At 59.0% G+C, this 13,823-nt stretch carries 12 protein-coding genes; 9 read left to right on the top strand and 3 right to left on the bottom strand.

What is annotated here, in order from left to right; translation table 11 throughout:
* Window positions 1–9: 9 nt before the first annotated feature.
* Window positions 10–954, bottom strand: coding sequence for an ABC transporter permease (locus KJS47_RS06265; protein ID WP_249716133.1), 945 nt, complete (start codon window positions 952–954; stop codon window positions 10–12).
* 150 nt (window positions 955–1,104) lie between these two features.
* A complete protein-coding gene (locus KJS47_RS06260; protein ID WP_213523722.1) occupies window positions 1,105–3,360 on the bottom strand; it encodes a helix-turn-helix domain-containing protein in 2,256 nt (751 codons plus the stop codon).
* 220 nt (window positions 3,361–3,580) lie between these two features.
* Here KJS47_RS06260 and KJS47_RS06255 point away from each other — a divergent pair, with 220 nt between their 5' ends.
* The 8 genes from KJS47_RS06255 (at window position 3,581) to KJS47_RS06220 (ending at window position 12,011) form a co-directional block, all read left to right on the top strand.
* Entirely contained in the window at window positions 3,581–4,438 is an 858-nt protein-coding gene (locus KJS47_RS06255; RefSeq protein WP_213523721.1) for a sugar phosphate isomerase/epimerase family protein, read from the top strand.
* A 296-nt stretch (window positions 4,439–4,734) separates the two neighbouring features.
* Window positions 4,735–5,508, top strand: coding sequence for a DeoR/GlpR family DNA-binding transcription regulator (locus KJS47_RS06250; RefSeq protein WP_213523720.1), 774 nt, complete (start codon window positions 4,735–4,737; stop codon window positions 5,506–5,508).
* A gap of 112 nt (window positions 5,509–5,620) precedes the next feature.
* Window positions 5,621–6,487, top strand: coding sequence for a class II fructose-1,6-bisphosphate aldolase (fba, locus tag KJS47_RS06245; protein WP_213523718.1), 867 nt, complete (start codon window positions 5,621–5,623; stop codon window positions 6,485–6,487).
* 82 nt (window positions 6,488–6,569) lie between these two features.
* Window positions 6,570–7,736, top strand: coding sequence for a galactokinase (locus KJS47_RS06240; protein ID WP_213523716.1), 1,167 nt, complete (start codon window positions 6,570–6,572; stop codon window positions 7,734–7,736).
* 81 nt (window positions 7,737–7,817) lie between these two features.
* On the top strand, window positions 7,818–8,804 hold the full coding sequence (gene galE / locus KJS47_RS06235; RefSeq protein ID WP_213523714.1) for a UDP-glucose 4-epimerase GalE: 987 nt from the start codon (window positions 7,818–7,820) through the stop codon (window positions 8,802–8,804).
* Window positions 8,805–8,880: 76 nt separating this feature from the next.
* On the top strand, window positions 8,881–10,473 hold the full coding sequence (locus tag KJS47_RS06230; protein ID WP_213523712.1) for a UDP-glucose--hexose-1-phosphate uridylyltransferase: 1,593 nt from the start codon (window positions 8,881–8,883) through the stop codon (window positions 10,471–10,473).
* A 32-nt stretch (window positions 10,474–10,505) separates the two neighbouring features.
* A complete protein-coding gene (pfkB, locus tag KJS47_RS06225; protein ID WP_213523710.1) occupies window positions 10,506–11,435 on the top strand; it encodes a 1-phosphofructokinase in 930 nt (309 codons plus the stop codon).
* A gap of 186 nt (window positions 11,436–11,621) precedes the next feature.
* Window positions 11,622–12,011, top strand: a complete 390-nt coding sequence (locus tag KJS47_RS06220; RefSeq protein ID WP_213523708.1) for a DUF1499 domain-containing protein — start codon at window positions 11,622–11,624, stop codon at window positions 12,009–12,011.
* Between the two features lie 216 nt (window positions 12,012–12,227).
* Here KJS47_RS06220 and tpx read toward each other — a convergent pair whose 3' ends face one another.
* Window positions 12,228–12,731: a thiol peroxidase gene (gene tpx, locus KJS47_RS06215; protein ID WP_213523706.1), complete on the bottom strand. Its 504-nt coding sequence runs from the start codon at window positions 12,729–12,731 to the stop codon at window positions 12,228–12,230.
* Window positions 12,732–12,886: 155 nt separating this feature from the next.
* Between tpx and gltC the strand changes: the two genes are divergently transcribed.
* The gene (gene gltC / locus KJS47_RS06210) at window positions 12,887–13,780 is read left to right on the top strand and encodes a glutamate biosynthesis transcriptional regulator GltC (RefSeq protein WP_213523704.1); all 894 of its coding nucleotides are present in this window, start codon (window positions 12,887–12,889) and stop codon (window positions 13,778–13,780) included.
* Window positions 13,781–13,823 lie beyond the last annotated feature (43 nt).

Here is a 13,823-nt window from a genome sequence, read left to right as displayed (position 1 = left end):
TGGCGCACCTCACCAGAGTCCCTCTTCACCAAGCCGCTTGGCGACTCTGTTGGTGAAAAGCAGGAGAATTAGCCCGACCACCGATTGGAACAGACCCGCTGCGGTGGCGAAGGAATACCTCCCCATCGTTATGCCTACCCGGTATACGTACGTATCCAGTACATCGGAAACGCTGTAGACGAGCGGATTGTAGAGGATGAAGATCTGATCGAATCCGACATGAAGGATGTGACCGGTACGCAGAATCAGCAGGACGACGATCGTGCTTGCAATGGAAGGCAGGGTAATGTACCGGATTAACTGCAGCCGGCTAGCTCCGTCGATTTTGCCGGCATCGTATAGGTCCGGATTGATTCCGGCAATGGCGGCTAGGTAAATGATGGTTCCCCAGCCCACTTCCTTCCACAGCTCGGAGAGCACCAGAAGGGCCCGGAATTTCCCCGGATCCATCAGCGGGGAGATGCTAAGACCGAGCAGCTTCAGAAGACCGCTGTCCGTAGAGAACAACGAGATGAGAATGCCTCCCAGAATGACCCAGGACAAAAAATGAGGAAAGTACACAACGGTCTGAATGATTCGTTTGAACCCGGAATGATAAACCTCGTTCAGCAGCAGGGCGAGAAGGATAGGAGCCGGAAAGTTGAAGACCAGTTTGTAGAAGCTGATGATGATGGTGTTACTTAGAGCCGTCCAGAAGTCGGGCGCCGCGAACAGGATCTTGAACCATTTCAGGCCTACCCAATTGCTTCCTGTAATGCCCTCCATCAGCTTGAAATCCTTGAAAGCGATTGTGATGCCGTACATAGGCCAGTAGTGAATCAACAGGAAGTACAAGAGGCCAGGGAACAGCAAGACAAAATAATATTTGTGTTTATTCCACTCCTTGAGCATCGGATGTCGTCTGACCAGAGGTTTTTGGGGTTTGGCTGCAAACGTGGAATCAGTGGCGCTCAAGCGGCGATCCTCCTTTCGAGATAGTTGCCTAGCTATGATGATGGCGCTTTCATGTTAGCTCGAAAGGAGGGAGCTGAAAATTCCCTGTATTTGATATCGTCGTCGCTTTTCTTCCTGACGGCGGCATCTGCACAATTTTGTTCATGGGGATCAAGAATGGTTCATTTCCCGTTTCCGGAATTCGCCGGGTGTCGTGCCCTCCAGCTTTTTGAACGATCGGATGAACGTCTGGACATCCTGATACCCTACCTGCATGCCGATCTCCTTAAGGGGTAGGCTCTTGTCCATCAGCAGGCGCTTGCTTTCGTTCAGCCGGGTCTCGGTCAAATAGTCCAGCGGGGACTTGCCGACCTCGGCTTTGAAGACGCGGCTGAGATGAGAATGGCTTATATTCAGCGAGGCGGCGATGTCCGAGATCGACAAAGGCTCGGCATAATGGCTGGTCATGAACCGGATGGCCTGCTGCACAATATCGCTGTATGCGTTATGACGGGTCCTGGTTTCCTCCAAAAACGCGATGATTTGGTTCAGCTGGAAGAGGAGCTGCTCCTGCAAATCCTTGCGATTGTGGCAATGCTGCAGCTGCAGCAACTGGACTTTGTCCATGAGGGGGCCGATGTCATAACCCTCCTGGCCCAGAGAGCCGAGCACATGGCTCATCAGCATCAGGATCATCTGCTGAAGCTGGGGATACGGATAGTCGGGCTTCTCCAGATAGCGGACGAAGAATTCGTTCAAGTGCTTCTGCACGAGCACGCGGTCTTCGGCCAGGACAGCATGAAGAAGGAGCCGCTGGTAAGCGGCAGGGTACGGGAAGCTGCCTGATTCGGTCTCGCCGGCCGCGAAGTAAATCTCCGCATACGGAAGGAGAGAGCGGTAGGCCATCATCCGCTTAACCTGCTCGTAGGCGTTTGCCGCATCGGACAACGGCTGAATTCCGCTTACATAGAAGGAAAGCTCGGTCTGCATGCTGACCCTTACGGTTTCCCGGATCATCCGGATGGTTGCCGCAAGCTCCGCCTTCCGTTCTTCGTCCCACTGCCCGGCAGCGAGATTCAGAAGAAAGGCGAACCGGCAGCGTTCCAGGATGGTCCCTGCCGTAAGGAACCTAGCTTGAAGCTCCTTCTCCGCTACGCTGAAGAGATACAAGCTTTGACTGGAAAACGCGGCTCTTGTGCCAGTCGGTTCTTCTTCTATGACCAGGACGGCGTAATGGCCGTACAGAAAGGAGATGCCCGCCTCCCGCAATCGTTCGGCTCGCTCCCGCTCATCCTGAAGAGGCTCCAGCAGCAAGTCACGCACCAGATGGTCGCGGATAATGGGCTCGTTCTTTCTCAGTAACGCCAGCACATGGTGAATCGCGCTGTTCACCATCGTGTAGGCGTCTTTCTCTTGCACCGAGCCTTGCTTCAGGTGCGATTGGAGCCGGAGTGCGAGCTGCCGCCATGGATGGTATAAGAGAGAGGCAAAAAAATACGCCGCCGCCCCTCCCAATAACAAGACAGCAGCCAGGATCCATCCGGCCCGAACCAATCCTTCCTGCATACGTTCGGCGTAATACTTCTCATACGGGATTAATTGGCCAATCGTCCAGCCGGATGCCGGCAGAGACCGCCCGGTCAGCAGGAAGCGTTCCCCGCCGACTTTCACGATAGAGGATGCATTCGGGCCGGAATGGATGAGACGGATAGCGGAGGCCTCGTCGAATCCTTGCAGCGCTTCGGTTACCGGCTGGTTGAGGGCGTCATAAACAAGCAGACGGGACGACGGGTCCGGCGAGACATTCTGCAGCGTTTGCAGGAACAGGTCTTTGCGGAAGTTGATGACCAGGAAGCCAAGCGCATCCTGCTGCGTGACGGGAACGGGTCTGCCCAGCGTAATCACATCTACTCCGGGGGGATCCGGGAGCGTCCGCATGACCGGCTTCGCGGATACGGGGCCGGAGGATGCAGAGATCAGGTTATCCAGAACGGCCCGGTCGAAGAACTGATCGGATTCGTAGATGCCTTCCCCTGTCGTTAGTACCTTGCCGTTCTGCCAGATATTCAGATACATGGAATAATACAGCGGATTGGTTTTGAGCCAGCTCCGCAGCAATTCCTTGTTCTGGCTGATTTCATAAGGGGACTGCTCAAAAGGATTCCGCAGCATGTCGGAAATGCCGGCTTGCAGAGATATTTGAAGGGAGATCTGGTTCAATTGGTTAAGCAGGAGGTCAAAATTGCCTGCGATGTGGGTCAGACTGTCTTGTCCCGAGGCTTCGAGCCGGGAACGGGCATCCTGTGCGGTTCGGGAAAGCTGAAGGCAGAGCAGAAAAAGAGTAGGAATGAGAATGGTGGCGAAGACAATCAGGAATTGTTTTTGAAAGACGGAGACATGCTTTCGTTCTTCAACTGGCGGTCCCATGACAATTACCTCCTCCATTGCAGACTTGTACAGGCTCCTCGGCATGCTTGAATGTAAATAATATACAAGACTGGAGGGGGATGGGCTATCCGATTCGAAAAAAAAGAGAAAAAGCAAATCAGACTCTTTTTTCGCAAAATTTCGCCAAGCTCTGGCCTTTCCAATTCCTTACAATGTACAATCGAAAGGGAATGAAACTAGGCAGGAGAGGATGAGGGGAATGGTGGAAGAGCTGAAAAGCGATAGGATGACAGAAGGAGCAGCCAATCAGACGCCGGCATCCAAATGGCTTCCGGGCACATCGATCAGCATTCTTCAGCCTCCGGCGGTGCGTGAACTCAAGGAGGCCGGATTCGCATGGGTGGAGCTGACTTGGCATGCGAAGAAGAATGAGCTTCCGAACCGGCCGGAGCTGAAACTGCAGTTCGAAGCTTACATAGAAGAGCTCCGGCGTTCCGGTCTCGATATTTGGACGCTGCATATTCCCTACGGCCAGGATTGGGACATCTCCCAAGAGGATGAGCTCGCGAGACAGGGAGCGGTAGAGAGAGTATCAGGCGTGCTCCGGCTTGCCAGGGAATGGGGAGTGGAGCGGACCGTTCTCCATCCTAGCGCTGAGCCGATCGCACCGAATCGAAGGGCGGGACGCATGGAAGCGTGCAAAGAGTCCCTTCGCGCCATCGCTGCTGTCTCGGAAGAAACGGGAGTCAAAGTCGGGGTCGAGTGTCTTCCCCGCACTTGCCTTGGGAACTCGGCAGAGGAAATGGTGCAGCTCGTGGACACCCATCCGGCACTCGGCGTCTGTGTCGATGTGAATCATTTGGTTAAGGATCTTCCGGAAGATTTCATCAAGAAGCTGGGACAACGGATCGTCACCATTCACTTGTCCGACAATGACGGGCTGGATGAGAAGCATTGGCTGCCCGGCAAAGGCGTTCTGCATTGGAAGGAAATCATGCGGGCATTGGACGAGTCGGGGTACGAGGGAGCGTTCATGTACGAAGTGCGGCCCTTGCTGCTGGACGAGCTCAGTCGCAATTACAAGCAGCTGATGGCGGATTATCGAGAACCGGGATGAAGCCGGGTCGCAGGGATTGAGACAGGATGAAATAGAATTCACGATTGCACAAGCTCCCTTGCATGCACCGTTCGTATGGATGGATGCAGGGGGCTTTTCTGCACTGCGGCTGTTCTATGCAGCTCTCGTTTGCCAGAAACCCCCGCAGGACGCTGGCAAGGAACGGCCAAATGCGGTATGCTAAGGGTCGAAAGCAAACGAAAGCAAACGTAAATCCGCAATCAGAAAAGGACAGTCCTGACCTCCCGTGCAAGCGAGGCAGGGTTCGTCATGTAGAAAGGAGCGGTTCCCTCCAGATGTTTGCCGAAGAACGATTCGTTCGGATTCTCGAGATGGTGAACCGGCTGGGCAAGGTTACGGTGGGGCAGGTCAGCGAAGCGCTGGGCGTCTCGCCGGTCACCGTCCGCCGGGACCTCGAAAGGCTGGAAGAAAAAGAAATGCTCATCCGTACCCACGGCGGCGCAATAGCGGTGCAGAGCAACCTGCTCGATTCCATAAGAGAGAAGTCGTTTACCGAGAAAGAGGAGGCGTTCGCTTCCGAGAAAGAACGGATCGCCGAGGCGGCGTCCCAGCTCGTGAACGACGAGGATTCGATCTTCCTGAGTCCGGGCACGACAAGCATGCTGCTGGTGAGGAAGCTGGTCGGGAAGAAGGAGCTGACGGTGGTTACGAACGCCGCCAATATTGCCTCGTGGGTCGGCAGTCCGCCCGGCTGGGACGTCATTTTGACGGGAGGCAAGCTGCGCGCCAAGTCGTTCGGCATGGTCGGCCCGCTCGCGGAGAATACGATTCGCCAGATGAGGGTAGAGAAGCTGTTCCTCGGTGTGGACGGGTTCGACTTTGGGGAAGGGCTGACGACGCCGAACCTGTCGGAGGCAAGCATCAACCGGGAGATGATCAGCATTGCCAAGCAGGTCATCATCGTGGCCGACCACAGCAAGTTCGGCAAGGTGACCTTCTCCCATATCGCTCCGCTCGACGTCGTCCATACGGTCATTACGGACAAGGAGCTGCCGGCGGAAGACGCCAGACGGGTTCGCGAGCTCGGCATCGAGCTTATCCTAGTCTGAGAAGAAAAGGGGACGAAACAGGATTGTCACTTCGTGTCTGTTTGCAGTACAATGATAAATGAAACGAAACGAAACGAAATTATCATAAAAGAAACAACAGGGAGGAACCGACATGCCTTTAGTTTCATCGACCCCTATGCTCCGCACGGCAAGAGAGAACGGGTTCTGCATCGGAGCGTTCAATGTGCACACACTAGAGATGCTGCAAGCGGTAGTCGAAGCGGCGGAGGAGACGCAATCTCCGCTCATCATTCAGTCGACCGTCGGCACGGTCAAGCATCTCGGCGCCGATTACATAGCGGCCGCCGCAACAGTGGCGGCCAACCGGTCGAATGTGCCGATCGCGCTGCATCTGGACCACTGTACGGATTTTGATCTGATCGTCCAGTGCATTCGCGCGGGCTACACGTCCGTTATGATCGACGCCTCGAAGTTTCCGTTCGAGGAGAACGTCCGCCAGACGCTCAAGGTCGTCGAGGTCGCCAAGGCGGCGGGCGTCAACATCGAAGCCGAACTCGGCAAGGTAGGCGGCGTCGAGGACGAAATCGTCGTGGCGGAGCATGAGGCGCTCATGGCCGATCCGGACGAGTGCGAGCGGTTCGTCGAGCTGACGGGCGTGCCGACGCTGGCACCCGCTATCGGGACGGCGCACGGGATCTACAAGGGAGAGCCGAAGATCGACTTCGACCGGATCAAGCGGATAGCGGACCGCGTCGATGTGCCTCTCGTGCTGCACGGCGGATCGGGAATTCCCGAGGAGCAGGTCAAGCGCTGCGTCTCCCTCGGCATGGCCAAGATGAACGTCGCGACCGAGCTGCGGATCGTGTTCTCGGATGCGATCAAAGAAGTGTTCGCGGCGAATCCCGAGGAGAACGACCCGCGCAAGTACATGGTGCCCGCCAAGCAAAAGCTGAAGGAAGCGGCCATCGAAAAAATGAGATTGTGCGGCAGCATCGGGAAAGCTGCCGACTGCCGGTAATGACCGGGCCGGCCCGGAAGCCTCCGAGCCGGCCGTTTTGTTGTCCTATCCCATTTTAATCTACTGCCAGGCGGTGACCTATATGAATCGTGAACAACTGGAACAGGCCTTTATCGGACTCTATGGCCCTTCGGAGGAGAAGGCGCGCTGCTTTTATGCGCCGGGCCGGGTCAATCTGATCGGCGAGCATACGGATTACAATGGCGGGTACGTGTTCCCCGCAGCTTTGAACCTGGGTACCTTCCTGCTCATCCGGCCGCGGCGAGAGCCCGGCATCGCGTTCGCCTCCACCGACTTCGATGCGAAAGCGACGATCGATCCGGCCTCTATCGTGTACGACAAGGCGGACGACTGGATCAATTATCCCAAGGGCGTGCTCTACGAGCTTGGGAAGGAAGGCCACACCTTCGGAGGCTATGAGGTTCTCTACCACGGCATCATTCCGAACGGAGCGGGTCTCTCGTCCTCCGCGTCGATTCAGCTGGTGACCGGGTTTGCCTTTCTGACAATGGAAGGACGGCCGGTGGATAGAGTCCAGCTGGCGCTGCTCGCGCAGCGCTCGGAGAACGAATTCCTCGGCGTCAAGTGCGGCATTATGGACCAGTTCGCCGTGGCGATGGGGCAGCGGGATCATGCGATCCTGCTCAAGTGCGACACGCTCGATTATGAGCGCGTGCCGTTCGAGAGCACAGGTTACAAGCTGGTGATAGGCAATACGAACAAAAGAAGAGGCTTGGTCGACTCTGCCTATAACGAGAGACGGGAGCAATGCGAGCAGGCGGTCCAGGACTTGCGCGCCGTCTATCCGGAGCTGAACCTGCTTGGCGAGCTGTCGCTGGAGCAGTTCGAGCAGGCGGAATCGGCCATCCGTGAGGAGACCGTCCGCCGCCGCGCCCGCCACGTCGTCGAGGAGAACGAGCGGGTGCTGGCATCGGTCGATGCTCTGAAGCGCAACGATCTCGCGGCGTTCGGCCGGCTAATGGATGCCTCCCACGAATCGCTGCGTACGCTGTACGAGGTCTCGTGCCGCGAGCTCGACATCCTCGTGGAGGAGGCGCGCCGGATTGATGGCGTCCTAGGCTCCCGGATGACGGGCGCCGGCTTCGGCGGGTGCACCGTATCGCTCGTCCGCGAGGACAGCGTCGACCGTTTCATCGAGCAGGTCGGAACGGCTTATGCGACCCGGTCCGGACTCAAGGCGGACTTCTATGTTTGCAAAATCGGAGACGGGGTCACGGAGCTGGACTAGCAGAGCTGTGTTAAGCCGCCCGACCCGGACGGTTCCACCTACCGAACGGGCAGGCTAACAGACAAAGGAGGCAAACACATCATGGCGGTATTGGTGACGGGAGGAGCCGGGTACATCGGCTCGCATACGGTGGCGGCCCTGCTGGACGCGGGGGAAGAAGTCGTGATCGTCGACAATTTGGAGAAGGGACACCGGCAGGCGGTGCTCGGAGGCAAGCTTTATGTGGGCGACCTGCGGGACGCTGCGTTCCTGGACGGCGTATTCCGGGAGAATGCGATTGACGCGGTTATTCATTTCGCCGCGTACTCCCTCGTCGGGGAGAGCATGACCGAGCCGGCGAAATACTACGACAATAACCTGCACGGGACGCTTATCCTGCTGGAGAAGATGAGGGAATACGGCGCAGACAAAATCGTCTTCTCCTCCACGGCGGCGACCTACGGCGAACCGGAGCAGGTGCCGATCAAGGAGACGGACAAGACGGAGCCGACGAGCGTGTACGGCGAGACGAAGCTCGCCATGGAGCGTCTGATGAGATGGTTCGAGACGGCCCATGGCATCCGCTACGTATCGCTGCGTTACTTCAACGCGGCCGGCGCGCACGAGAGCGGACGCATCGGGGAGGATCACGATCCGGAGACACATCTCATTCCAGTTATCCTACAGGTGCCGCTCGGCAAACGGGACCAGGTCGCCATCTTCGGCGACGATTATCCGACGGAGGACGGGACCTGCATCCGCGATTACCTGCACGTCTCCGACCTCGCTGACGCCCATCTGCTAGCGCTCGACCGCCTGCGCAGCGGCGGAGCCAGCGACATCTACAACCTCGGCAGCGGCCAGGGCTACTCCGTCCAGGAGATGCTCGAAGTAGCAAGACGGGTGACGGGGCATCCGATCCCGGCTGCGGTGCAGCCGCGCCGGGCGGGCGATCCCGCCGTGCTGATCGCCTCCTCGGAGAAGGCGAAGCGCGAGCTGGGCTGGCAGCCGAAGCGCGATCGGCTCGAAGAGATTGTCGCGTCGGCTTGGAACTGGCACAAGCAGCACCCGGACGGGTACGAAGAGTAAAGCAAACGGCTTCGGCGCCGCCCCTATCATCGGAGGCGGTCCGAAGCCTCTATTTGAGAATGGGGGGCGTGAAACGATGACACAAGCAGACAGCAGGAAAGAGATAGCGCGCCTCGTCGCATTCGGAGAGAGAAAGGGCCTGCTGGAAGCGGCGGACCGCCATCTGGCGACAAACGCGCTGCTGGACGCGCTCCGGATTGAGGAACCCTGGCAGGGAGAATGGAGCGGGGAGGAGCTGAGGGAGCTGGACGCGATGGACAGCCCTGTGCCGATCCTGGACCGTCTTCTGGACGATGCGGCAGACCGCGGTGTGCTGCCGGACCGCTCGGTCACGCAGCGGGATCTGCTGGATGCCCGGCTGATGGGGCTTCTCATGCCTCGTCCCTCAGAAACGATCCGCCGGTTCGAGGAGCTTGCCCGTGAGGCTTCCGTCCAGGAAGCGACCGACTGGTTCTACCGCTTGGCGATCGAGACGAACTACATCCGCATGGACCGGATCGCGAAGAACGCCTATTGGCAGGCGAAGACTCCGTATGGGGAGCTGGAGATCACGATTAATCTGTCCAAGCCGGAGAAGGATCCGAAGACGATCGCTGCCGAGCGGAGCATGCCGCAAGGTCATTATCCCAAGTGCCTGCTCTGTCCCGAAAATGTCGGCTACGCGGGCCGGCTGAACCACCCGGCCCGGCAGAACCTCCGCGTCCTGCCGCTCGAGCTGGCCGGGGAGACCTGGTTCTTCCAATACTCGCCATACGTTTACTACAACGAGCACTGCATCGTGCTGAACGGCCGGCATGTGCCGATGAAGCTGAGCGAGGAGACGTTCGTCCGCCTGTTCGACGTGCTGGACGCCTTCCCGCATTACTTCATCGGGTCGAATGCCGATCTGCCGATCGTTGGAGGCTCGATTCTGAGCCACGACCATTTTCAGGGAGGACGTCATACGTTTGCGATGGACAAAGCAGGTGAAGACGCGCATTTCCGCCATCCCGCATTTCCGGACGTCGAAGCGGCGATCGTCCGCTGGCCGCTGTCGGTCATCCGGCTGACGGGCGCGGACCGCGGCGAGCTGACGCGCCTCGCCGGCAAGCTGCTGGACGGCTGGCGGAGCCATTCCGACAAAGCGGCGGACATTCTCGCCTTCAGCCGGGCGGACGACGGCACCGAGACGCCGCATAACACGATCACGCCGATCGCCCGCCGTCTGGAGGACGGCCGGTACCGGCTCGATCTCGTGCTGCGCAACAACCGGACGACGGAGGAGCACCCGCTCGGCTTGTTCCATCCGCACGCCCATCTCCACCATATCAAGAAGGAGAACATCGGGCTGATCGAGGTTATGGGATTGGCGGTACTGCCGGGCAGGCTGCAGCAGGAGCTCGAGGAGATCGCGGGCATCCTGTCTGCGGCACCCAGCGGGGAGGCCGACTGGCGCCGGGAAGGGCATCCGTTAGCCGCCCACGCCGACTGGATCGACGAGCTGCTCGGCCGATACGGCGGAGGCCGGCCGCTGGACGAAGCGCGGCAGCTTGTGCGCGACGAAGTGGGCAGCAAGTATCTCGAGGTGCTGATGGATGCGGGTGTGTTCAAACGCACGCAAGAGGGACAGGAGGCGTTTCGCCGGTATCTGGAAGAGGAGGGCTTCCAGGAGATCGGAGACGGCGCATAAGCCTGATTACGAACGCAAGGTGGGGAGAACGGATGATTGTAACGGTTACGGTTAACGCGGCCATCGACAAATCCTATTTTGTCGACCGGTTGGAGCCGGGAACAGTGTCGCGGGTCCCGGACATCCGGGCGATTCCGGGCGGCAAAGGGATCAACGTCGCCCGCGTCGCGCATCTGCTCGGCGAACCGGTAATAGCGACCGGATTCCTCGGCGGGCATAACGGCCGGTTCATCCGGACTGAGCTGGACCGCCAGGGCATCACGAACGATTTCGTCGCTATTGAGGGAGAATCGCGGGTGTGTCTGAACATCATCGAGCGCGGCAGCGGCCGGTCGACCGAGCTGCTCGAGCAGGGGCCGGCGACCGGACAGGAGGATTGGAGCCGCCTGCGGGACAAGATCCGCCAGCTGGCGCGCGGCGCGTCGGTCGTCGCCTTCTCCGGCAGTCTGCCGCAGGGGGCGGCTCCCGACGCGTACGCTTCGCTGATGGAAGCGGCCCGCGCCGAGGGTGCCCGGGTATTCCTCGATACGAGCGGAGACGCGCTGGCGGCCGGGGTTGCCGCCTCGCCGGACTTCATCAAGCCGAATGAGACGGAGGTCGAGCGGCTGCTCGGCCGGCCGCTCGGACCGGAGAGCGAGCTGCACGCGAGCATCCGACGTCTCATGGAGGACGGCATCGGCTGCGTCACCGTCTCCCTGGGCGCCGGCGGCTCCCTCGCGGGGATCGGCGGCGAGTTGTACCGGGTGACGGTGCCCCGTATCACGCCGGTGAATACGGTGGGCTGCGGCGACTCGTTCGTGGCCGGCATGGCCGCGGCGGTCCGCCGGGGTCTCTCGATGGAGGACAGTCTGCGGCTCGCGTCCGCCTGCGGGACCGCCAACGCGCTCACCCGAGACGCTGGAACCGTCGATCCCGCCCAGGTAGAGGAGCTGCTGCCGCAAATCCGGATCGACCGGCTGTAGGCAGCAGGATGCGGCCGGGTTCTTAGGGCCCATAGCGGGCGTCCCGAAAGGGAGGTCCGCTTTTTTGCGGTCCACTGTAGGCTCTTTTGCCTAGTTTCTCTTTTGCTTGCCTGTAAACAATGGTAAGATGATAGAAAGGACAGTCGGGGACCCACCCGGCAGACAGTCATTGAGGGGGCAGGAGTTTTGCTGAAGCGAACATTGGCGGGATTGGTGCGAAGTTTCGAGCAAACCGGGGAGAAGGCTAGAGATCCTCTGTTAAAGACAAGGTACTACAAGCTGTCCAAAGAAAAAGTATGGGACGAAGTGGTCGGCGTCCTCAAGAAGCTGAACGGGTACAAGCTGCTGCACGAAGTGCCGAATGTCGGCGAGATCGTCGTGGAGAAGCGGACGATCACCGGCCGCCGGCAGGACATTACCATCACGCTGTTCACCATTACGCCTGTCAAGACGGCAATCGATATCTATTCGGCATCCCGCGGATCGCTCGGCGATCTCGGAGGCAATTATCGGACCATTCTCGACATTTATAAAGCATTGGACCGGAAGCTGGCCGCTTACAAGGACGAGAAGTAAGGGGCTCTGCCGGGTCCGGCCGGCAGCTCTGGAAGGGAGGGAACCGGCGGGAGACGGTGAGGGGAGACTATTCTCTCACCGTCCCGCCGGTTCTCTTCTCGTTCTCTCGTTTCGGTAAAGCGGCGCCGATTTCGCAAGGTCCAACAAAAAAAGCGGGGGAAGAGCCAGCTCTTCCTCCGCTTTTATGCCGTATGTAAGGGACCTTGACCGGACCAATTAGACGAGCTTCTTCACAGCCTCGATGGCGGCCTCGTAATTCGGATGCTCGGTCATTTCGCCCAGGTACTCCACGTACTGGACCTTGCCCTCCGCGTCGATGACAAAGATGGACCGCATGAGCAGCTGGAATTCCTCGATCAGCACGCCGTAAGCTTTGCCGAAGGAGCGGTTCTTGTAGTCGGACAGGGTTACGACCTTGTCGACGCCAGCGGCTCCGCACCAGCGGGACTGCGCGAACGGCAGGTCGACGCTGATCGTCAGGATGACGACATTGTCGCCAAGCTTGGCGGCTTCTTCGTTGAAACGGCGGGTTTGCGCGTCGCATACGCCTGTGTCGAGCGAAGGAACGACGCTGATGAGCTTCACCTTGCCGGCATAGTCGGAGAGGGAAGCATCCTCGACCAGCGATTTGCTGATTTTGAAGTCGGGCGCTTGATCGCCCACCTTTACCTCGGTTCCGACAAGAGTAATCGGATTGCCTTTGAACGTGGCTTGTGCCATGGAAGAACGGCCTCCTTTAGAATTCAGGTCGTAGGACTTGGTTTATTTGTGCTGCAACTTATTATAATATGGAAAGAAGACCCTTGTCCAATGAAGGAACCGCGGCGCGCGGGCTTCTGAAGCCGGAAAGGGCTGTTTGTATGAGGAGGAAGGCAGTGGAATTAAGACAGCTGCAATACTTTGTGAAGGTCGCCCAGAAGCAGCACGTGACCCAAGCGGCGGAGGAGCTGCACGTGGCGCAGTCGGCCGTCAGCCGGCAGATTCACCAGCTTGAGCAGGAGCTCGGCATCATGCTGTTCGTGCAAAAAGGACGCAATCTGCAGCTGACCTCGGTCGGCAAGCTGTTCCTAGCACGCGTGGAAACCATTCTAGCCGATCTCGAACGTGCGGTCGTGGAGGTGCATGAATTCCTCGATCCGACGCTCGGCGAGGTTCGTGTCGGCTTTCCCCACAGCCTGGGCATCAATCTGCTGCCGACGGTTGTGGCGGCATTCCGCAAGCAGCATCCGAATGTGAAATTCCGTCTCCGCCAGGGGACGTTTCTAAGTTTGATCCGCGATATCATTGAAGGAGAGATCGACCTGTCGTTCATCTCCCCGTTCCCGGACACGCATGATTTTGTGGCGGGCGAGCTGCTGCTCACGGAGGAGCTGTTCGCGATTCTGCCCAAGCAGCATCGGCTGGCCAGCGAGACGGAGATCCGGCTCGAGGAGCTGCAGGACGAATCGTTCGTCATGTTCAGCGAAGCCTACTCGCTGCGCCGCATTGTGCTGGCGGCCTGCAAGCAGGCGGGCTTCATGCCCCGGATCGAGTTCGAAGGGGAGGAGACCGATACGATCCGCGGCCTCGTTGCGGCCGGGATGGGCGTCAGCATGATGCCGGAGATGGCGCTGACGGAAACCTCGCTCCTGCAGCCCGCCAAGGTAGCGATCACGGAGCCCAAGGTTACCCGGACGATCGGGCTTATCCGGCGCAAGGACGAGAAGCTGCCCCCCGTCGCGGAGGTGTTCCAGCGGTTCCTGCTGGAATACTTCCGCAAGCAGCAGTGAAGGATGGCTCCGCTGGCCGGATGCCGCATGAGGCCGCATACCA

Origin of the sequence: Paenibacillus sp. J31TS4, assembly GCF_018403265.1 — a bacterium.
In the GTDB taxonomy this organism is placed as follows: Bacteria; Bacillota; Bacilli; order Paenibacillales; family NBRC-103111; genus J31TS4.
The sequence above is the reverse complement of the archived record's forward strand: the minus strand, read 5'-3'. Positions and strand labels throughout refer to the sequence as shown.